Origin of the sequence: Pinisolibacter sp. (assembly GCF_036782435.1) — a bacterium.
Lineage (GTDB): Bacteria > Pseudomonadota > Alphaproteobacteria > Rhizobiales > Ancalomicrobiaceae > CALBKH01.
The window spans coordinates 71,244-91,377 of the sequence record NZ_DAIPZB010000007.1; the positions used below are offsets into that span (position 1 = coordinate 71,244).

The window sequence follows — 20,134 nt, forward strand, 5'->3', positions numbered from 1 at the left end:
AAGATCCGAGCCATGACCGCCACGCGCGACACCGCTTTCCAGGCCCTCCGGGCCCATCTCCGCACGGTCGAATCGGTCCACATGACCGATCTCTTCGCCGCCGATCCGGAGCGCTTCGATCGCCTTTCGCTACGGTTCGACGATCTGCTTCTCGACTATTCGAAGAACCGGATCACCGCCGAGACCATCGACCTGCTGGTCGGCTTGGCGAAGGCGGCCGACGTCGAAGGCTGGCGGACGCGGATGTTCGCCGGACAGGCGATCAACGCGACGGAAGGCCGCGCGGTGCTGCACGTGGCGCTGCGCAATCCGGGACGGCGCAAGGCCTACGTCACCGCCGGCTACGACGTCACCGGCGACGTCGAGGACGTGCTGGTCAAGATGGGCGTCTTCGCCGAAAAGGTGCGTTCGGGCGCCATCGTCGGGGCGACGGGCAAGCGCTTCACCGACGTGGTCAACATCGGCATCGGCGGCTCCGACCTCGGTCCGGCGATGGTGACGACGGCGCTGCGCCCCTATCACGACGGACCGCGCGTCCACTTCGTCTCCAACGTCGACGGCGCCCACGTCCACGACACGCTCGCCGTCCTCGACCCCGAGACGACGCTGTTCCTCATCGCTTCGAAGACCTTCACCACGCTCGAGACCATGACCAACGCCGGCTCGGCGCGAGCGTGGGTCGCCGAGGGGCTCGGCGAGGCGGCGGTCGGCGCCCATTTCGCCGCGATCTCCACCGCGATCGCCAAGGTCACCGCCTTCGGCATCGCCGAGGAGCGCACCTTCGGCTTCTGGGACTGGGTCGGCGGGCGCTATTCGGTGTGGTCGGCGATCGGCCTGCCGGTGATGATCGCCATCGGCGAGAAGGGCTTCCGCGACTTCCTCGCCGGCGGGGCGGCGATGGACGACCATTTCCTCACCGCGCCGCTCTCCCGCAACATGCCGGTGATCCTGGCGCTGATCGGGGTGTGGTATCGCAACGTCATGGGCTTCCCGACCCAGGCGGTGCTGCCCTACGACCAGCGGCTCGCCCGCTTCCCCGCCCATCTCCAGCAGCTCGACATGGAGTCGAACGGCAAGCGGGTGCGCAAGAACGGCAAGCCGGTCGGCGGGCCGACCGGGCCGATCGTCTGGGGCGAGCCCGGCACCAACGGCCAGCACGCCTTCTTCCAGCTGATCCACCAGGGCACCGACGTCGTCCCGGCCGACTTTCTGGTCGCCGCCGAGCCGCACGAGGCGCTCTCCGACCATCACGTCAAGCTCGTCGCCAACTGCCTCGCCCAGACCGAGGCGCTGATGGTCGGCAAGAACGAGCGGGCGGTCCGCGCCGAACTGGAGAAGGCGGGCATGGCGCGGGCGGCGATCGATGCGCTGACCCCGCACAAGATCTTCCCCGGCAATCGGCCGACCAACATGCTGATGTATCGGCGGCTCGATCCCTTCACCATGGGCCGCCTCCTCGCCCTCTACGAGCACAAGGTGTTCGTCCAGGGTGTGATCTTCGACGTCAACTCCTTCGACCAGTGGGGCGTCGAACTCGGCAAGCAGCTCGCCGGCGAGCTGTTGCCGATGATCGAGGGCAAGACGCCGGCGGCGGGCCGTGACGGCTCGACCCTCGGGCTCCTCGGCCATTTCCACGCGCTGCGCCGGGGCGGGTGATCGCGTCCGCCGTTCCGCCGCGTCCGTCCGGGGTGGCGGGCGGCACGCGCCGCTGCGTCGACCGTCGTTGCACACCCGTCGACGCCGCGCGCCGGTCTCGAAGAGAACCTCTGCCCATTCACCGGAGGGCGAAACGCCGACCACGTCGCCGCGAACTCGGCCGACAGCCCCGGCGAGCACGATGCGCGAGGGAAGGGATCCTGCGGCCTCACCATGCGTCGAACAGTCGATGGATCCGCTTTCTCTCCGCTTCGCTTCGGCCGGGGACGAGGGTCCGGGGTGCAGGCGACGCAGGACGCGATTTCGAAGCTTCGGACCCGTCGGGACGGAGGATGCGGAGGTCCCCGAGGGCCGGGAGCCGGATCTGCCGATCTCATATTTGCAAATAGATCGCATTTGCAGTTATATCGTGACCTCGGCTTCCTCTTCGTCCGAAGGTCACCATGTCCGCGCAACTCGGCAACATCGTCTTCATCGTCTGGCGCGAGAGCGTCGAGGCGTTGCTTGTCGTCGGCATTCTCTCCGCCTGGCTCGCCTCGCGCGACGTGGTGGAGCGGACGGCGGGACGACGTTTCCTGTGGGCGGGCGTGGCGAGCGGCATCGTCGGGGCGATCGTGTTGGCCGTCGTGCTCACCGTCTTCGACGGCGCCCTGTCGGAGGAGGCGAGCAGCCTGTTCCAGACGGTGATCGTGCTGTCGGCGGCGGCGCTGATCGTCCAGATGGTGGTGTGGATGCGCCGGCACGGGCGGACGCTGAAACGCGACATGGAGACGGAGCTCTCCGCTGCCGCCGATCGCCGCAGTTGGTGGAGCATCTACGTGCTGGCGCTGGTCGCGGTGCTGCGCGAGGGCTCGGAGACGGTGGTGTTCCTGTGGGGATCGCTCGCCGGCGTCACCATGTCGACCGCCTGGGGGCCGATCCTGGCGGCGCTGGTCGGCTTCGCCGCGGCGGTCGCCAGCTACATGGTGCTGCAACTCGGCGGCCGCATCCTGTCGTGGTGGCTGTTCTTCCGCGTCACCGAGGTGATGCTGCTGTTCCTCGCGGCGGGGCTCACCATCTCCGGCATCGGCGGGTTGATCGATCTCGGCTGGCTGCCGTCGCTCGGCCGCGCATGGAACACGTCGGCGGTCCTCTCCGACGGGGGCGCCGTCGGCGGCCTGTTCTCGGCGCTCACCGGATACCGGGCACGGCCCGACATCGTCGAGGTGATCGGCTACGCCCTCTATTGGCTTCTCGTCCTCGGGCTGCTGCACGGTCCGGTGCGCTTCGCGCGACCGAGGATGGCCTGAGCGGTGATGGACGGCGACGGGCGGCGGTGCTATGCCCGTCGCGCCGCATCTTCGAGGAGCACCGCCATGAGCCGTTCCATGCGCATCTCGCGCCGTGCCGTCCTCGCGTCGCTGGTCGGGCTGCCGCTCGGGGCTTGCGTCGCCGAGACGGCGGGGCCGGCGCCGCGGGTCCCCCGCTTCCGCGAGGTGCGGGTCGATACCGGTCCGTTCGCCGCCAAGGGTGTCTCCAACTACGCCGCCAAGGTCGGCGATCGGCTGCGCATCGCCGTCGCCGCCGCCTTCGCCGGACGGCTGGCGCCGGGCGACGCCTCGGCGCCGGTGCTGGTGATCGAGGTTTCGGAGGTCCGCCTCGCCTCCTATGTCGGCGGCGCCAGCCACGGGGTCTTCGATCGCTCCGGCGGCGAGAACGACGACACAATGGTCGGCACTCTGGTGCTCCTGTCGTCGAAGGGTACGGCGATCGATCGCCGCCGCCATTTCTCTTCGACCGACGCCGCGTCGTCCGGCGACTGGCGCGTGCCCGACAACGAGGATCGCCGGCTCGACGCGCTGTGCCGCGTCTATGCCGCCTGGGCGGCGCGCGAGTTCGACTGAGCGGCGCGGACGCAGGGCCGATGCGCCGCGACGGCGCTTGTCCGGTCGCGGATGGCGAGCTACCCCTTTTGGCATCACGGGAGGGGACCCCAGAGATGCCGAGAACGCCGCCGACCCATGCCGATGTCGCCGCCGCCGCCGAACGCCTGAAGGGCGTGGCGGTGCGTACGCCGCTCCTCATCTCCGCCGTACTCGACGCGTTGGTCGGGGCGCGGGTGTTCCTCAAGCCGGAATGCCTGCAGCGCACCGGCTCGTTCAAGTTCCGCGGCGCCTATAATGCCATCGCGCAGATCCCCGAGGCCGACCGGCCCAAGGGAGTGGTCGCCTGTTCCTCCGGCAATCACGCGCAGGGCGTCGCCGAAGCGGCGCGGCTCTTCGGCGTCGACGCCACCATCCTGATGCCCGCCGATGCGCCGGTGCTGAAGATCGCCCGGACGAAACGCTCCGGCGCGGCCGTCGTCACCTACGATCGGGCGACCCAGGACCGCGAGGCACTGACGATCGATCTCGCGGCGAAGACCGGTGGCGATCTCGTCCACCCGTACGACGACGCCCGGGTCATCGCGGGCCAAGGCACCATCGGGCTCGAGATCGTCGAGGATCTGGCCCGGCTCGGCCTGACGCCGGATCTGGTGATGACGCCGGCGAGCGGCGGTGGGCTCGCCTCGGGGATCGCGCTCGGGCTCGAGGGGGGGGCGCAGCAGGCGCGGGTGGTGATGGTCGAGCCGGTCGGTTTCGACGATCAGGCGCGCTCGCTCGCCGCCGGCGAACGGGTCTCCAACCCGAAGACGTCGGGGTCGATCTGCGACGCGCTGTTGACGCCGACCCCCGGCGAGATCGGCTTCGCGATCAACCAGGCGCGCGGCACGACCGCGGTTGCGGCCGCCGACGACGAGGCGCTGGAGGCGATGGCCTTCGCGGCCAAAGAGCTGAAGCTGGTGCTGGAGCCGGGCGGCGCCGTCGCCCTCGCAGCGCTCATGAAGGGCCGCGTCGACGTCGCCGGCAAGACCGTGGTGGTGGTGCTGTCGGGCGGCAACGCCGATCCGGCGCTGTTGATCGAGGCGCTGACGCGCTGAGGCGGCGCCGCGACGACGGAGACGCCGATCAGCCGAAGGTGACGAGGCGGGCTCGCGGCGACAATTCGGCGATCGGGTCCTCGACCTCGACCACCGCAAGGGCCGGAGCGGCGTCCGCGGCCGGCTGCGCCGCGGCTTCGACCACGACGGTGCGCAGGGTGTTGCCGACGGCGACGGTCACCGGGGTGGGATCGGCCGCCTCGACGCTCTCGTCCTCGTCCTCGACGATCTCGCGGCGCTCGCGCACCGAGGCGGCGAGGCGGTCGGTCGCCTCGCTGGAGAAGACGTCGGCGCCGGAGAGATCGATCTCGCCCGTGGCGCGTGGCGGGGCGGCGGCGGGTTCCACGGCCGGAGCGAAGACGTCCGCTTCGATCGCGGCGATCTCGGCCTCGGCGTCGGTCTCGGCGGGCGCCGGCTCGTCGGTGGCGAAGACCGGCGGTTCGGCGGCGGCGAAGACGGCAGGCTCGTGGCCGGCGAAGACCGGCGGCTCGTCCGTGTCGGAGACCGGCACCTCGGCCTCGGCGGGCGCCGATTCGTCGATCGCGGCGAAGAAGGGTGGCTCGTCCGACATCACCTGTTCGGCGACGGCGAGATCGGCTTCGCTCCACATCAGGTCGTCGACGGCCCCCTGGTCGACGCCGCGGCCGTGGAGCTGCGGTCCGTTGAGGAGATGGGCGTCGGGACGGCCGTCGGCGGGGCCCGACGCGAAATCGGGGGCGGCGACCGGCAGGTCGTCGACCTCCTCGAGACCCCAGATCGACATCATCGCGTTGATGCGGCTCTCCAGGTAGCGCAGCACCGTCACCACCTTGCGGGTGCGCTGGCCGGTCAGGTCCTGGAAGGAACAGGCGGTGTAGATCTCGGTCGCTTCGGTGTCGAGCTTGTCGCAGAGCTCGTCGGGGCTGCCGGCTTCGCGCAGCGTCCAGGCGACCTCCTGGACGTGCTCGGCGGCGCGCAGGATCTCGTTGGTGGCGGTCTCGGTCTGGGAGACGATGGCGTCGAGTTCGTGCGAGGCGTCGGCGAAGCGGCCGCCGTGCTCGATGTCGAGCTTCATCTGCGCGATCTCCTGCTTGGTGCGGGAGATCGCCTCCGCCATGTCGGCGAGGTCGAGGCGGATGCGGTCGATGTCCGGGGCGGCCCGATCGCGGCGCATGGTGCGTTCCATGCGATCGAGGGTCGTCAGGATGGCGTCGGTGTCGGCGTTGCGGTTGCGGCGGGCGTATTCGGCCAAGAACCAGCGACCGCGCGACGTCTCCATCACCGCGGATTCGATGGCTTCGTAGTCTTCGATGGCGAGGGGCGTCACCTGCGTGTCGGTCGTCATCGGTCGGGCTCGTGTGATGCGTGCAGGACTGTTGCTCACGATGTGCCGCGCCGAAGCACGACCGCGATGTTATAGAGACCGAATCTCCAGGCGAAAGTTTATGAGTTCGTAAAAAACCGAGCAATCGAGATGACGATCTTCTCCACGGGAACGCGAATATCGGCGTTGTTCGCATCGTCGTTCGTGACGCTCGGTGTGCAATTACCCTTCTTCCCCGTCCTGCTGGCGCATCGCGGGCTGAACGAGACGGAGATCGCGGTGGTCGTCGCGGCGCCGATGATTCTGCGCGTGACCACCGTCTCTTTCCTCGGCGCCCTGGCCGACCGGGTCGGCGATCGCCGTCGGGTGCTGATGGCCTATGCCGGGCTGGCGCTCGCCGGCTGTCTCACGCTCGGTCCGGCGGACGGGTTCGCGGCGCTTCTGGCGACCACCGTCGCCATGGCGCTGTTCTGGAACGGCATGCTGCCGGTGACGGATTCGTTGGCCACATCCGCGGCGCGGCGGGGCGAGGCGGTCTACGGTCGGATGCGGCTGTGGGGGTCGGTCACCTTCGTCGTCGCCAATCTGGTGGCGGGACGGCTGGTCGGCGAGTTCGGCGGCGCCATCGTCTATCCGCTGCTTCTCGCCGGATTCGTCCTGCAATTCGTGGCGACGCCGTTCGCGCCGCGCGAGAGCGCTCCCGTGCACGACGCGCCGCGGCCCTCGCTCGTCGACGGACTGCGCACGGTGATGCGTGACCGCTGGCTGATGACCGTCCTCGCCGGCGTGGCGCTGGTGCAGTCGAGCCACGCCATGCTCTACGGCTTCGCCAGTCTCTACTGGACGTCGATCGGCTTTTCGGGCGGCGAGGTCGGGGCGCTGTGGGCGGTGTCGGTGATCGGCGAAGTGATCCTCTTCGCCTACGCGGATCGGGCGACCAACGCTTTCGGAGCGCGCGGACTGCTCCTCGTCGGCGGGGTCGGCGCGGTGCTCAGGTGGTGTCTCTTCCCTTTCGTCGGCGACGGTGCCGTCGCCTGGGTGGCGCTGCAACTCTCCCACGCCACCAGCTTCGCCGCCACCCATCTCGGCACCATGCACGTCGTCACCCATGCGGTGGGCGAAGGGCGGGCGGCGACGGTGCAGGGGCTCACCGTGACCTTCTCCGGCATCACCATGGCGACGTCGACGCTCGCCTCGGGCATGCTCTACGCCCGCTTCGGCGGGGCCGGTTTCCTCGGCATGGCGGTGGTGGCGGGGCTCGGCACGATGGTGCTCTTCGCCGCGCTCGGGGCGAAGCGGCAGGTCGCGTGAAGCACCGTCCGGCGCCCGCGGTCGTGGCGCCTCGAAGGCGTGACGGCCCTCGGCGCCGGCACTTCGCGTCGCTTCGTCAGCCCCACAGCGCCGGTTCGGGCGGGTACATGAGCGAGCCCTCGTAACGCAGGCCGGGGACGCGGTCGCGGGCGAGCAACAGGGGGCCGTCGAGGTCGACGAAGTCGGCGATGCGGGCGAGGATCGCCGCCGGCGCCATGGCGAGCGAGGTGCCGACCATACAGCCGATCATGATGCGGTGGCCGAGCCGCTTCGCTTCCGCCGCGATCACCAGGGCCTCGGTGAGGCCGCCGGCCTTGTCGAGCTTGATGTTGATCGCCGAGTAGCGGTCGCGCAGCGACGCGAGGTCGGCGACGGTGTGCAGGCTCTCGTCGGCGCAGAGCGCGATCGGCGTCGTGAGCCCGCGCAGCGCGTCGTCGTCGCCGGCGGGCAGGGGTTGTTCGATCAGCTCGACACCGGCCGCCTCGCAGGCCGCGAGATTGGCGGCGAGGTTCGCCGTGCGCCACGCCTCGTTGGCATCGACGATCAGGCGTGCTTGCGGGGCACCGGCGCGCACCGCGGCGATGCGGTCGGGGTCGCCGTCGCCGCCGAGCTTGACCTTGAGGAGCGGGCGGGCGGCGGCGGCCTTCGCCGCATCGCCCATGCTCTCCGGCGTTCCCAGCGACAGGGTGTAGGCAGTGACGAGCGGCGTCGTGGCGGCGAGGCCGAGGCGCTCGGCGACGGGCACGCCGGCGCGTTTCGCCTCGAGGTCCCACAGGGCGCAGTCGAGGGCGTTGCGGGCGGCGCCGGCCGGCATCACTTCGGCGAGGCGGGCGCGGTCGAAACCGGGTTCGGCGAGATGCGGCTCGACCGTGCGGATGGCGACGACGACACCGTCGACGGTCTCGCCGTAGCGGGCGTAGGGCACGCATTCGCCGCGGCCGGTCACCCGTCCATCGGAAAGGGTGGCGGTCACCACCACCGCTTCGGTGCGCGAGCCGCGCGAGATGGTGAAGGAACCGGCGATCGGGAAGCTCTCGACCGCGATCTCGAGGGTGAGGCTCATTTCGCCCCTCCGGCAGGGAAGAGCGCGACGAGACGATCGACGATCGAGGCGACGCCGAAGCGGACCGGGTCGGAGGCGGGCAGGTCGTGGAAGGCTTCCGCCTCCTCGCAGACGCGCCGCGCCTCGGCTTCGTCGAGATGTTCGGTGTTGATCGAGATGCCGATCGGGCGGATCGCCGGATTGGTGAGGCGGCCGCAGGCGACGGTCATCTCGATGACGTCGCGGATGGTCGGCAGCGCATGTCGGACGCCGCGCATGGTGGTGCGGGTCGGCTCGTGGCAGACGACGAAGGCGTCGGGCTGAGCGCCGTGGAGGAGGCCGAGCGACACGCCGGCGAAGGAGGGATGGAAGAGCGAGCCCTGGCCTTCGACGACGTCCCAATGGGCCGGTTCGGCGGCCGGCGACAACCATTCGACGGCGCCGGAGATGAAGTCGGCGACGACCGCGTCGATCGCCGCGCCGCGACCGGAGATGAAGACGCCGGTCTGGCCGGTGGCGCGGAAGTCGGCGTCTAGGCCGCGGGCGCACATCTCCTTCTCGAGGGCGAGGGCGGTGTACTTCTTGCCGACGGAACAGTCGGTGCCGACGGTGAGGAGCCGCAGGCCGGGCCGCTTGGTGCCCTTGCCGGTGGCGAAACGCTCGTGGGTGAAGCGCACGTCGTGCAGCTTGCGGCCGTTGCGGTGGGCGGCCTCGGCGATCTCGGGGATCGAGGCGAGGCGGACGTGGAGGCCGGTAGCGATGTCCATGCCGGCGTCGAGGGCTTCGACGATCGAGGCGATCCAGTGGTCGGGCAGCACGCCGCCGGCGTTGGCGACGCCGACGATCATGGTCTTCACCCCGGCGGTAGCCGCTTCGGCGATGCTCATATCGGGGCGGCGGGCATCGGCCCTGCAGCCGGTCAGGCGGTGTTGGCCGAGACACCACTCGGGTCGCCAGTCGACGATGCCGAGCGCGGTCTTCGCCGCCAACTGATCGGGCACGTCGCCGAGGAACAAGAGATAGGGGCGGGCGATCTCCATGGGCGGCCTCCGGTGGCAACGCGAGTGATCTGTCGTCGTACCGCCACACGAACGCGCGAAAGCACGAGGGATGCTTGTGGCCGACGCGCAGCGACGGCACACTCGACCGCACGATTCATACGTGTCGGCGCGGCGACCGCCAAGGCGTGTCGAACGCCGGTCGGGCATGCGCCGAACACGCAGCCGACCGCACCGCCGACCACACCTCGCGGACCCGACGGCGTCGTTCGCCGGTTCGGTCTCGGGTGATCGGGAGATGCCATGGGGTTCGAGGAGGCGATCGTTCGCGGGTCTGCGGTACGGCCGACGCTCGTCGTCGAAGCCGGCCCGGCGGCGACGCGTCTCGTGATCGGCGGCGACTGGACCATCCGCACCGTCGGTGAGGTCGAGGCGCGGGTCCGCGAGGTCCTCGGCACGCGTCCCCGCGGCCCGATCGAGATCGATCTCGCCGGTGCCGGCCATGTCGACACCGCCGGCGCGCTGCTGGTCGATCGGATGATCGCTGCGGTCCCGGAGGCCGAGCGTCGCATCGTCGGTCTCGACGAGACCCGGCGGGTGTTGTTCGCGGAGGTTGCGGACGCCGACCTGCCGCCACCCGCGCCGGCGGCGAAGCCGACGACGATCCGGCGGTGGCTCGAGCGGCTCGGCGAACTCGGGGTGGGTTTCCTCGACGAGGCGAAGGCGATCCTGACGTTGCTCGGCGGTGTGGCGGTGGTCGTCGTTCAGACGACCCTGCATCCGAGCCGCATCCGCTTCGTGCCCTTCGTCCACCAACTCGAGCGGACCGCGCTCAACGCGGCGCCGATCATCACGCTGATGAGTTTCCTCATCGGCGCCATCATCGCCCAGCAGGGGGCGTTCTATTTCCGCCGTTTCGGCGCCGATCTCTATGTCGTCGACATGGTCGGCGTGCTGACCTTGCGCGAGATCGCGGTGCTGCTCACCGCCATCATGGTCGCCGGACGGTCGGGGTCGTCCTTCACCGCCGAACTCGGCTCGATGAAGATGCGCGAGGAGGTCGACGCGCTGAAGGTGATCGGTCTCGATCCGGTCGAGGTGCTGGTGGTGCCGCGGCTCCTCGCCCTGATGCTGGCGCTGCCGATCCTCACGTTTCTCTCCGATCTGGCGGCGCTGTTCGGCGCGGCGATCGTCTGCAACACCTACGGCGGCATCCCGACGGAGACCTTCCTGATGCGGCTCAAGGAGGCGATCGAGATGCGCACCTTCTGGGTGGGTATCGCCAAGGCGCCGTTCATGGCGCTGATCATCGGCCTCGTCGCCTCGGTCGAGGGGTTGGCGGTCAAGGGCAGCGCCGAATCCCTCGGCACCCAGACGACCCAGTCGGTGGTGAAGTCGATCTTCATGGTGATCGTCGTCGACGGCATCTTCGCCATGTTCTATGCGGCGGCGGGGGTGTGATGGCGGAATGCGTCCGACATCTCGGCGAAGAGGAGCCGATCATCCGCTGCCGCGGCATCACCGTCGGTTTCGGCGACAAACTGGTGCTCGAGAACCTCGATCTCGACGTCCGGCGCGGCGAGATCCTCGGCTTCGTCGGCGGTTCGGGGACGGGCAAGTCGGTGCTGATGCGCACCGTCCTCGGCCTCAATCCGAAACGCGCCGGGACGGTCGAGGTCTTCGGCCACGATCTCGACACGGTGGAGCCGAAGGTCAGGACCGGGGTCGAGCGCTGCTGGGGGGTGCTCTTCCAGCACGGTGCGCTGTTCTCGTCGCTTTCGGTCAAGCAGAACATCCAGGTGCCGATGCGCGAGCACATGGATCTCTCCGAGGCGATGATGGACGATCTCGCCCGGCTGAAGATCGCCATGGTGGGGCTGCCGCAGGACGCCGCGGACAAATTCCCGTCCGAATTGTCGGGTGGCATGATCAAGCGCGCCGGTCTGGCGCGTGCGCTGGCGCTCGATCCGGCGATCGTCTTCCTCGACGAGCCGACTTCGGGTCTCGACCCGATCGGCGCCGGCGACTTCGACGATCTGATCGCCAAATTGCGTGATACGTTGGGTCTGACGGTGTTCATGGTGACACACGACCTCGACAGTCTGGCCACCGTGTGCGACCGAATAGCGGTTCTGGGGAATCGACGCGTTCTGGTCGACGGAACGCTCGAGGACATGCTCACCTTCGATCACCCGTGGGTGAAGGCCTATTTCAGAGGGACGAGAGCCCGCGGCATCGCCGCCAGAGGACGTTGATGGAAACTCGCGCCAACCTCGTGACCGTCGGCCTGTTCGTTCTCGCGGTGATCGCCGCGGGATTCGGCTCGGCCTTCTGGCTCCTGCGGGGGGGCGAGGGCGCGCGCCGCGCCAGCCTCGTCGTCGTCTTCCCCGGCTCGGTTTCGGGCCTCGTCACCGGCGCCAACGTGTCGTTCAACGGCATCAAGGTCGGCGAGGTGAAGAAGCTCTCCTTCGCTCCCGACGATCCGGCGCGGGTGATCGCCCGTGTCGACGTCGACGCCGAGACGCCGATCAAGACCGACAGCCGCGCCTCGCTCGGCTACCAGGGGCTGACCGGCGTCGCCACGGTGCAGATCTGGGGCGGGTCGGCGCAGGCGGAGTCTCTCCTCGCCCGCGACGAGAACGAGCGGCTGATCTATGCCGAGCGCTCATCGATGCAGGACATCCTGGAAGGAGCACAGCGGGTGCTCGGCCGGCTCGACAGCGCCGTCGGCGAGGTCGAGCAGCTGATCAAGGACAATGCCGAGCCGATCAAGAAGACCGTGAAGAACGCCGAGACCTTCTCCGACGCGCTCGCCAAGAACTCGGACGGCGTCGAGAAGTTCATGAGCGCGGTCTCCAAGGCCGGCGACGTCCTCGCCTCCGTCTCGGGCAAGATCGAGGTGCTCGCCGACGACGTCGACGGCCTGGTCCGGACCGTCGACAAGGGCAAGGTCACCGACATCGTCGACAACGCCCATTCGATGATGGGCCGGCTCGACGAGGCGTCGAAGCGGGTCGACGGCATCCTCGCCAAGATCGACGCCATCGCCGGGTCGGACGAGGGCAAAGGCGTGGTCAAACAGGCCGCCGGCTTCCTCGACGAGGCGACGGCGGCGGCGAAGAGCATCAAGGAGACGGCGCTGACCTTCCAGACGCGGGCCGACGAGATCGCCGATGGACTGGCGCGGCTCACCGGCGCCGGGGTGCGCGATCTGCGCGACTTCGTCGCCGAGGGCAGACGCACCCTCGGCACCATCGATCGGGCGGTGACCAATCTCGATCGAGATCCCAAACGGCTGATCTTCGGCGGTTCGGCCGCGCGGGTGCCGGAATATTCGGGGAATAGGAGATGAGGCGAGGCGCGGACCATCGACGGGCGAAGACGGCGGGGCGCGCTTTCGCGGCGCTCGGCCTCGCGGCGGTGCTCGCCGGCTGTTCGGCGGTGATGCCGACGCCGTCGGCCGACACCTACGATCTCAGCGCGCCGGCGACGACCACGCCGCCGCGGGGCCGCTCCTTGCAGATTTTGGTCGCCGAACCGGCGGCCGACCGGGCGCTCGACACCGAACGTATCGTGGTGCGGCCGAGCGCCACCGAGATCGCCTATTTCTCCGGCGCTCAATGGTCCGACCGTTTGCCGCGCCTCGTCCAGTCGCGGCTCGTCGGGGCGCTCGAAGCGTCGGGGCGGTTCCGCGCCGCCGGGCGTCCGGGCCAGGGGCTGGCCATCGACCGGCAGATCGTCACCGAGATCCGCGCCTTCGACTACGAGGCGGGCGAAGGGCGGGTGGTGATCGCGCTGTCGATGAAGTTGATGGACGACCGAACGGGGCGCGTCCTCGCCACCCGCGCCTTCCGCGCCGAGGAGCCCGCCACCGACAGCGCCAAGGCGGCCGTCGCCGCCTTCGATCGGGCGCAGGCGCGGTTGATGGCCGAAATCGTCGCCTGGGCCGGTCAGCGCGGCTGAGGGCATCGGCCGGCAGCCGGCGGCTGGTAGGGACCGGACGGGCCGCGGGTGTCCGCAACGCGGGGCGATCACGTGACGGCGGGGCGCATCTTCTTCGATCGTGACACCGTCTTCGACCGAGACACCGAGGCGTGGGGCGCCGTCGCGTCGCCGGTCGTCCACGCCGTTGTGGTCGCCGCGCTCCTGACGCTGCACACGGTGCACCGGACGGTGGGCGAGGTCGAACCGGTCGAACGGATCGAAGTCGAACTGGTGGCACCACCTCCGGCCGAGAACCCCGCTCCGGCTGCGGCCCGGCCGTCGGTGCAGGCGGAACCCGCGGCGGGGAGCGTGCCGATGGGCGACGCTCGCGAAACGCCGGTGCCTCGTTCCGAGCCGCCGGCCGGTGCCCAGGTGCCGGCGTCGGCCTCGCCCGACGGGATGATCCGCGCGACCCGGCTGTTCTCGGCCGAGGTTCTCGCCTCGCCCCGGAGTCGTCGGGCCCGCGAAGACCTGCGACGGATGGCCGGGGACGAACGCCTCGTCCAGCTCTGCGACCTCGAGGCCCTGGAACAGATCCACGCCCGCGAAACTGCCTTCCGCCCGGAGACGCTGGTCGCCCAGGCTTCGGCAGAGGTGCGGGTCTCGGAACGCCGGGTCGAGGCGGACGGCGGGGCCTTCGCGTCGGGGGGGCGTTGGTACGCCGTGTCCTTCCGCTGCGAGGTGAGCGCCGATCTCACGAAGGTCGTCGACTTCGCTTTGCGGGTCGGCGACGAGATCCCGAGGCGCGACTGGTCGAGGCTGGCCCTGCCGGCGCCCGGCGGCTCGCTCGACTGATCGGCGCTCCGAAACGAAGACGGCCGCCCCGAGGGGCGGCCGTTCACGTTTTCGACCGGGTCACGCCTCGTCTCAGTCCAATCGGCCGCTGGCGTGGGCGAGGAGCGTGTAGACCTTGCCGGTGTCGGAGGCGAGGTAGTTGCGCGCCGCGTCCGGATCGCGCGAGGAGCGCGAGGCTTCGCCGAGCAGGCTCTCGAAGTCGGCGACGTAGCGGTCGACCGCGGTGCGGAACTCGGTGTCGCGCTGATACTTGCGGCGGATCTCCTCGAAGGTCTGCTGGCCCTGGAGGGTGTAGAGCCGGCGCGAGAAGACGTTGCGCTCGCCGTGACGCCAGCGGTCCCACAGATCGGCGAAGGCTTCGTCGTCGATGGCGCGGGCGATGTCGCCGGAGAGCGCATCGAGCTTGTCGACGACGTTCGTCGGGGCGCGGGCGTAGGTCGGGGCGGGGGCCGGGGCCGGTTCCTCGTCGCGCGAGGCGCGGCGCAGGAGATCCGACATCCAGCCGCCGCGAGCGGGCTCACGCGGCTCCTCGCGCGGCGCGGCGGCGGGGGCTTCGCGATAGCTGCCGTAGGCCGGCGCGGACGGCGTCGGACGACGTGGTTCGGCGAAGGCGACGGCGGCCGGTTCCGCCGGCGCGGGCGCGGGGGCCGGCTGAGGACGTCGCGGCGCCTCGTAGCGCGGCGCGGCCTCGACCGAGGCGGCACGGGTGCCGGTGGCGCGCGAGACGTCGAGGTTGGCGGTCTGGCGGCCGACCAGGGCGGAGAGATCGGCGAGCGCCTTCAACTGGTCGGTGACGACGCGACGCAGCTGGGCGGTCGACTCTTCGGTCTCCTTCGGCAACTCGAGGACGCCGCGGCGAAGCTCGGTGCGGGTGGCCTCCAGCTCGGACTGCATGATGCGGGCGGCGTCGCGCATCTTGTCGGTCGCCTCGGCGAAGCGGCCGGTGGTCTCGCCGACGGCGCGCGTCATCTCGGCGATCATCGCCTCCTGGGCGGCGCGCAGGGCCTCGGCCGAGCGCTGACCCTCGGTGCCGGCGGTCTGCCGCAGCGTGTCGAGCTGGGTCAGGACCTTGCGCATCGCCTCTTCCGCGGCGGTGGTCAGCGAGGCGCCGACGTCGCGGGCGCGGGCTTCGGCGGTGGTGAGCGTGTCGCCCACCAGACCGGAGAAGGCGTGCATCATCGTCTCCACCGACTGCGTCTTGTCGACGAGGCCGGCAGCGAGCTCCTCGAGCGAGCGGCGACGCTCCTCGACGGTGGTCTCGAGCGCCTTGTTGGCGTCGGAGAGCAGGTTGGTGGCCGAGGTCAGGCTGCGGGCCTGTTCGTCGAAGCGCAGGGTGAGATCGGCGACGTCGTGGAGGACGTTCTTGGAGGTGCTCTCCAGCGCCGCGACCTGGGTCGAGACCTGCTCGGTGATGCCGCGGGTCTCGGACAGCGCCTGTTCGAGGACGGAGCGGACCTCCTCGGTGCGGCCGCCGAGGTTCTTCTCGACGAGGTCGAGGTTCTCGCCGGCGCGGTTGAGCACCGAATGGAGGGTGAGGTTGGCCTGGGTCAGGCGCTCGAGCAGCCCGCCCATGTCGTCGCGCAGGCGGTCGGAGGCTTGCGCCACCACGCCGACGGCGGCACGGCTCTTGTCGTCGAAGGCGGCGACGAGCGCAGCGGTCGCGCCGGCGACCACCTCGGTCGCCACACGGCTCTTCTCGTCCAGCGCGGAGACGAGGGTCTCGGAGGCGCGGGACACCACTTCCGTGGCCTCGCGGGTCTTGTCGTCGAAGGCGGCGACCAGCTTTTCGCGCGCCTCGGTGACGACGCGGGTGGCGTCGAGACCCTGACGGGCGACGGCTTCGGTGAGGTCGCGGCCCTTGCGGTCGAGGGCTTCGACGAGGATGTCGCGGGCCTGACCGATCTTGCCGGTGATCTCGCCGACGCGGCCGTCGACGGTCTCGCCGAGGGCGCGGGAGATCTCGCCGGCGCGGGCGGCGAATTCGTCGGATTGCGCCGACAGGGCGGAGACGAGCTCACCGCCGTGGGCGGCGAATGCGTCGGATTGCGCCGACAGCGCGGAGACGAGCTCGCCGCCACGGCCGCCGATGAGATCGGTGAGGTCGCGGGTGCGGGCGTCGAGTTCACCGACGACGGTCGCGGTGCGGCCGGAAATGGTGCGCTCGAGTTCTTCGGTCGCGCCGGTGATGCGGCCGGTGGCGCCTTCGATCGAACCGGCGACCTGACGGGCGGCGCGGTCGGCCTCTTCGCCGAGCGCCGAGGTGATCGCCGACAGGCGGTCCTGGGTGAGGCGGTCGAAGGCGGCGGTGCGCTGATCGAGGGTCTCGGTGACCTCGTAGAGGCGGGCGCCGAGCGTGCCGTTGACCTCGGCGACGCGGTCGGCGAGGTGCTCGGCGATCTCGTCGGTGCGGCGGGTGAGGACGCGGCCGACCTCGTCCATGCGGCCGTCGAAGGCGGCGGTGACCTGGATCTGGCCCTGGGCGAAGGTCGTGGCGATCTCGCGGGTGCGCTCCATCAGGCTCTCGGAGATCTGACGACCGCGCAGGTCGAGCGCCTCCTCGATCCGGCCGACGCGGGCGTCGATGGTCGAGGCGAGCGTCTCCGCCCGACGTTCGAAGTCTCGCGTGGCGTTCTCGACGCTGGCGCCGACGGTGGCGCCGAATTCGCCGAGACGGGCCTCGAGAGCTTCGGACATGTCGGTGGTATGACGATCGACCACCTCGCCGATGAGGGCGGTGCGGGTCTCGATGGTCGAGGCGAGCATCTCGGTCTTGGCGGCGAGCGTGTCGGAGACCGTGACGAAGCGGGTCTCGAGCAGGTCGCGCATGGTCTCGGTGCGATCGCCGAGGACCTCGACGAGGCCGGCGGCGCGGACGTTGACGATCTGATCGAGGGTGTCGAGGCGGGCCGAGAGACCGGACGTGACGGATTCGCCCCGTTCGGCGAGGGTCTCGGCGATGCGCGTTCCGGTTTCGGTCATCCGCTGGGCGACGACGTCCCCCTGGGTACCGACGAGACGCGCCACTTCGGTGCCGGCACGGCCGAGCCGCTCGGCGAGGTCGTGGGTACGCTTCAAGAGTTCGTCGCCGACGCCGTTGAGCGTGGTGTCGAGGCTCGCGCGGAACTCGCCGGTGCGGTTCTCGAGCAGTTCGTCGAGGCTCTTGCCGGTGTCGGCGAGGCGCTGCTCCAGCTCGGCGCCGTGGACGACGATCGACTTGTAGATCTTCTCGCCGGTGTCGCCGAGGCGATCGGCGAGTTCGCCGCCGCGCGAGGAGATGGTCTCGGCGATCTTGGTGCCGGTCTCGTCGAGACGCTCGGTGATCTCGGCGCCGCGCAGCGAGAGGTCGACGGCGAGCGACTGGCCGGTGCCCTTGAGGGCGTCGGCGACTTCGCCGGCACGCTCGGCGATGGCGTCGACGATCTCGCCGCCGGTGCGCGACAGGGTGGCGTCGATCTCGATGGCGTGGGCCTTGAGTTCGGCGTTCACTTCGTGACCGCGGGTCTGGATCGTCTCGGCGATCAGCTGGCCGGTGGAGGCGAGCGAGTCGTTCAGCGACGAGCCGGTGCTGGTCAGGGTGCCGATCAGCGTCTCACCGGTCGTGGCGAGGGTGTTGGTGACCGTGTCGGTGCGCTCGGTGAGCGTCGAGACGAGGGCGTCGGTACGCTCGGTGAGCGTCGACGCCAGAACCGCGGTGCGCTCGGAGAGGGCGCCGGCGAGACCGTCGGTGTGTTCCGACAGGGTCGAGGCGAGGGTCTCGGTGCGCTCGGCGATGGTGACGGCGAGGACGTCGCCGCGCTCCGACAGCGTCGAAGCGAGGGTGTCGGTGCGCTCGGCGAGGGTCGAGGCGAGGGTGTCGGTGCGATCCGTCAGCGTCGCGGCGAGGGTGTCGGTGCGCTCCGCCAGCGTCGAGACGAGGGTATCGGTGCGATCCGTCAGCGTCGCGGCGAGCGTCTCGGTCCGCTCCGACAAGGTCGTGACGAGGGTGCCGGTGCGCTCGGTCAGCGTCGAGGCGAGGCTGTCGGTGCGCTCAGCGAGGGTGGAGGCGAGACCTTCGCCCATCGAGCGCACGGTCTCGGTGATCAGCTCGGAGCGGTCGGTGAGCGCGGCGACGATCTGGTCGCCGGTGCGGTTGAGCGTGTCGGTGATCTCGAAACCCTTGACCGAGAGGGTCTCGGCGGCGACCTGGCCGGCGCTCGACAGGGTCTCGGCGACGGTACGACCGGTCTCGGACATGCGGTCGATGACCGAGGACGAACGGGTGTCGAGCGCGGTGACGACGCCTTCGACCGTGGCGGTCAGGGTGTTGTTGATCTCGACGCTCTTGTCGCCGAGCGACCCGACGAGGCGCTTGGAGGCCTCGTCGGCGGCCTCGACGATGCGCTCGCGGGTGGTCATGAGATCGCCCGAGAGGCCTTCGTGGGCGCCGGAGATGGCGGCGCGGACGCGCTCGGAATTGTTGACGATCGCTTCGCGCTGGTTGACCAGCTCCTCGATCAGCGAGCGGATGCGCAACTCGTTCTCGCCGTAGGCGCGTTCGAGCGAGGAGACCTCGTTGTGCACCAGCACCTCGATCTCGCCGGCGCGGGCGACGACGCGCTCGAGGCCGTCGCCGACGGCCGCCATCTCGCGACGGATGGCGTGGCCGACCGACACCACCGCCTCCTGGGCGTTGGTCTCCGGCTCGGCGAGACGCAGGGCGATCTCGGTCATCGAGCGGGCGGTCAGGCGCAGTTCCTGGGCGCGGCGCAGCAGCACCGCGAAGCCGAAGAGCAGGAACACCGGCAGGATCACACCGGCGGCGGCGAAGAGGACGTTGGGCTGCTGGACGAGTGCGGCGATGTCGGCGCCCTGCGGCGCCAATGTGGCGCGCAGCAGCCAACCGGTGACGCCGACCCAGGCGAGGGAGGCGAGAAGCGCGAACCAGTAGGGGGCGCTCGACGGACGGCGGGTCAGGGCATAGGTGATGCCGGACACGGCGCGGCGGTCGTCGTTGGCGGCGCGGGTCGTAGCTGCGGGAGCGAGCGCGGGATCGTTGGCCGGTTCGGGCGTCTGCAGCGCGGCCTTTCGCGCCTCGGCGCGGGGCTCGGCCTCGGCCTTGACCTTCGGCTCGACCTTGGCCTTGGGATCGACCTTCGCCTTCGGGTCCGGCTTCACCGGCGCGGGCTCGGCGAGCGCCGCCTCGACCGAACGGGCGGCCTTGTCGGACGGCGAATCCGGCTTCGGGTCGACCTTCACCACCGGGGTCTCGGCCGGCTTTTCGGGAGAAGTGCCCTCGAGATCGAGCTTGAGAGCCTCCTCGACCGCGGAGAGAGCCGCCTCGACGGGGTCGATGGTCTTCGTGGGATTGGTCGCCATGGGTCTTCGCCTCGCGTCCGTACACCGTACTCTTCGGTCCGCCCGGACGATCCTCGTCTCGTCGCCGAGCCGAGGGGCGGACCGGGTCTTTCGCCCGGGACGTCGCCGACCACCTCGAACCGCCGCCGGTTCGGATGAGGGTGACGCCGTGCGTGCGGGGACGAGACCGCGCGACCAGGGTCGTTCGGTCAGCCTCCTCGCAGATTGCCGCAGTCGGATGGTAATGGCACATTAACGAAGATGAAACAGTCGTTGCCGCGTTTCGGCGATCATCGTTAACGGGTGTGGATCATGGCGGGGGCGAAGGCGAAGTCGGCGAGGAAGTCCGCCACCGCGGGCGACGGGGAGGGCGGGGCGACGCGCGCGGCTCCGAGCCCGGCGCAACGGGCCTACCTCTCCCGGGGGTTGAACCAACCCGGCGGTAAACTTCCCCTCTTCGACGATCAGGGGCGCGAAGTGGCGCACGAGACGATTCGCGTCTGCATCGCGCGGGGCTGGGCCGAGCCGTGGTTCGTCAATCCGATCAAACCCGACTGGGTGGTGGCGAGGCTGACACCGGCCGGCCGGCGGGCACTCGGCGTGGAAGCGACGAACGCGCCGACCTGACCATCGTTCACCTTTCTCTCACCGTCTTCGCAGATGACGGTGCTCCGGCGGCGGCTTCTTAACCGCGTCTCGGTACCTCCTCCCCATACTCGGTTCCCTCGAACACGGACGACGAACGTTCCGGG

General features: G+C 70.2%; 15 protein-coding genes. 11 read left to right on the forward strand and 4 right to left on the reverse strand.

Annotated features, from left to right (window positions below):
- Positions 1-12: 12 nt before the first annotated feature.
- The 4 genes from pgi (at position 13) to V7Q42_RS04545 (ending at position 4,615) form a co-directional block, all read left to right on the forward strand.
- Positions 13-1,656: a glucose-6-phosphate isomerase gene (pgi, locus tag V7Q42_RS04530; RefSeq protein WP_333822727.1), complete on the forward strand. Its 1,644-nt coding sequence runs from the start codon at positions 13-15 to the stop codon at positions 1,654-1,656.
- A gap of 443 nt (positions 1,657-2,099) precedes the next feature.
- Positions 2,100-2,945 carry an FTR1 family iron permease gene (locus V7Q42_RS04535; protein ID WP_333822728.1) on the forward strand — a complete coding sequence of 282 codons (846 nt, stop codon included), beginning with the start codon at positions 2,100-2,102 and terminating at the stop codon, positions 2,943-2,945.
- Positions 2,946-3,011: 66 nt separating this feature from the next.
- Positions 3,012-3,539, forward strand: coding sequence for a hypothetical protein (locus tag V7Q42_RS04540; RefSeq protein WP_333822729.1), 528 nt, complete (start codon positions 3,012-3,014; stop codon positions 3,537-3,539).
- 95 nt (positions 3,540-3,634) lie between these two features.
- Positions 3,635-4,615, forward strand: coding sequence for a threonine ammonia-lyase (locus V7Q42_RS04545; protein WP_333822731.1), 981 nt, complete (start codon positions 3,635-3,637; stop codon positions 4,613-4,615).
- A 28-nt stretch (positions 4,616-4,643) separates the two neighbouring features.
- On the opposite strand, the gene V7Q42_RS04550 is transcribed toward V7Q42_RS04545, so the two are convergent.
- Positions 4,644-5,939, reverse strand: a complete 1,296-nt coding sequence (locus V7Q42_RS04550; protein WP_333822732.1) for a protein phosphatase CheZ — start codon at positions 5,937-5,939, stop codon at positions 4,644-4,646.
- A 129-nt stretch (positions 5,940-6,068) separates the two neighbouring features.
- On the opposite strand from V7Q42_RS04550, the gene V7Q42_RS04555 reads away from it, so the two are divergent.
- Positions 6,069-7,229 carry an MFS transporter gene (locus V7Q42_RS04555; RefSeq protein ID WP_333822733.1) on the forward strand — a complete coding sequence of 387 codons (1,161 nt, stop codon included), beginning with the start codon at positions 6,069-6,071 and terminating at the stop codon, positions 7,227-7,229.
- Positions 7,230-7,305: 76 nt separating this feature from the next.
- Here the strand turns inward: V7Q42_RS04555 and dgcA are convergent, their stop codons facing one another.
- Both dgcA and dgcN read right to left on the reverse strand, forming a co-directional pair.
- Positions 7,306-8,292: an N-acetyl-D-Glu racemase DgcA gene (gene dgcA / locus V7Q42_RS04560; RefSeq protein ID WP_333822735.1), complete on the reverse strand. Its 987-nt coding sequence runs from the start codon at positions 8,290-8,292 to the stop codon at positions 7,306-7,308.
- Complete coding sequence (gene dgcN, locus V7Q42_RS04565; protein WP_333822737.1) at positions 8,289-9,311, reverse strand: N-acetyltransferase DgcN; 1,023 nt, start codon at positions 9,309-9,311, stop codon at positions 8,289-8,291. Before dgcN ends, dgcA begins: the two co-directional genes overlap by 4 nt.
- A gap of 261 nt (positions 9,312-9,572) precedes the next feature.
- Between dgcN and V7Q42_RS04570 the strand changes: the two genes are divergently transcribed.
- From V7Q42_RS04570 to V7Q42_RS04590, 5 genes are read left to right on the forward strand one after another with little or no spacing between them, the layout of a single operon-like run.
- The gene (locus V7Q42_RS04570; RefSeq protein ID WP_333822739.1) at positions 9,573-10,730 is read left to right on the forward strand and encodes an ABC transporter permease; all 1,158 of its coding nucleotides are present in this window, start codon (positions 9,573-9,575) and stop codon (positions 10,728-10,730) included.
- Positions 10,730-11,524: an ABC transporter ATP-binding protein gene (locus V7Q42_RS04575; protein ID WP_333822740.1), complete on the forward strand. Its 795-nt coding sequence runs from the start codon at positions 10,730-10,732 to the stop codon at positions 11,522-11,524. Before V7Q42_RS04570 ends, V7Q42_RS04575 begins: the two co-directional genes overlap by 1 nt.
- A complete protein-coding gene (locus V7Q42_RS04580) occupies positions 11,524-12,621 on the forward strand; it encodes an MlaD family protein (protein ID WP_333822741.1) in 1,098 nt (365 codons plus the stop codon). Before V7Q42_RS04575 ends, V7Q42_RS04580 begins: the two co-directional genes overlap by 1 nt.
- Positions 12,618-13,232 (forward strand): ABC-type transport auxiliary lipoprotein family protein, encoded by a 615-nt coding sequence (locus V7Q42_RS04585; RefSeq protein WP_333822742.1) that lies wholly within the window; start codon positions 12,618-12,620, stop codon positions 13,230-13,232. Before V7Q42_RS04580 ends, V7Q42_RS04585 begins: the two co-directional genes overlap by 4 nt.
- 48 nt (positions 13,233-13,280) lie before the next feature.
- On the forward strand, positions 13,281-14,048 hold the full coding sequence (locus V7Q42_RS04590) for a DUF930 domain-containing protein (protein ID WP_333822743.1): 768 nt from the start codon (positions 13,281-13,283) through the stop codon (positions 14,046-14,048).
- Positions 14,049-14,120: 72 nt separating this feature from the next.
- Here V7Q42_RS04590 and V7Q42_RS04595 read toward each other — a convergent pair whose 3' ends face one another.
- Positions 14,121-19,403, reverse strand: a complete 5,283-nt coding sequence (locus V7Q42_RS04595; RefSeq protein WP_333822744.1) for a hypothetical protein — start codon at positions 19,401-19,403, stop codon at positions 14,121-14,123.
- 291 nt (positions 19,404-19,694) lie between these two features.
- Here V7Q42_RS04595 and V7Q42_RS04600 point away from each other — a divergent pair, with 291 nt between their 5' ends.
- Positions 19,695-20,009 (forward strand): hypothetical protein, encoded by a 315-nt coding sequence (locus tag V7Q42_RS04600; protein WP_333822746.1) that lies wholly within the window; start codon positions 19,695-19,697, stop codon positions 20,007-20,009.
- The last annotated feature ends 125 nt before the right edge of the window (positions 20,010-20,134 follow it).

Coding starts and splice junctions, on each gene's coding strand:
- V7Q42_RS04585 (WP_333822742.1), top strand. CDS start 12,618: ATGAGGCGAGGCGCGGACCATCGACGGGCGAAGACGGCGGGGCGCGCT.
- V7Q42_RS04600 (WP_333822746.1), top strand. CDS start 19,695: ATGGCGGGGGCGAAGGCGAAGTCGGCGAGGAAGTCCGCCACCGCGGGC.
- V7Q42_RS04535 (WP_333822728.1), top strand. CDS start 2,100: ATGTCCGCGCAACTCGGCAACATCGTCTTCATCGTCTGGCGCGAGAGC.
- V7Q42_RS04580 (WP_333822741.1), top strand. CDS start 11,524: ATGGAAACTCGCGCCAACCTCGTGACCGTCGGCCTGTTCGTTCTCGCG.
- V7Q42_RS04545 (WP_333822731.1), top strand. CDS start 3,635: ATGCCGAGAACGCCGCCGACCCATGCCGATGTCGCCGCCGCCGCCGAA.
- V7Q42_RS04540 (WP_333822729.1), top strand. CDS start 3,012: ATGAGCCGTTCCATGCGCATCTCGCGCCGTGCCGTCCTCGCGTCGCTG.
- pgi (WP_333822727.1), top strand. CDS start 13: ATGACCGCCACGCGCGACACCGCTTTCCAGGCCCTCCGGGCCCATCTC.
- dgcA (WP_333822735.1), bottom strand. CDS start 8,292: ATGAGCCTCACCCTCGAGATCGCGGTCGAGAGCTTCCCGATCGCCGGT.
- V7Q42_RS04555 (WP_333822733.1), top strand. CDS start 6,069: ATGACGATCTTCTCCACGGGAACGCGAATATCGGCGTTGTTCGCATCG.
- V7Q42_RS04595 (WP_333822744.1), bottom strand. CDS start 19,403: ATGGCGACCAATCCCACGAAGACCATCGACCCCGTCGAGGCGGCTCTC.
- V7Q42_RS04575 (WP_333822740.1), top strand. CDS start 10,730: ATGGCGGAATGCGTCCGACATCTCGGCGAAGAGGAGCCGATCATCCGC.
- V7Q42_RS04570 (WP_333822739.1), top strand. CDS start 9,573: ATGGGGTTCGAGGAGGCGATCGTTCGCGGGTCTGCGGTACGGCCGACG.
- V7Q42_RS04550 (WP_333822732.1), bottom strand. CDS start 5,939: ATGACGACCGACACGCAGGTGACGCCCCTCGCCATCGAAGACTACGAA.
- dgcN (WP_333822737.1), bottom strand. CDS start 9,311: ATGGAGATCGCCCGCCCCTATCTCTTGTTCCTCGGCGACGTGCCCGAT.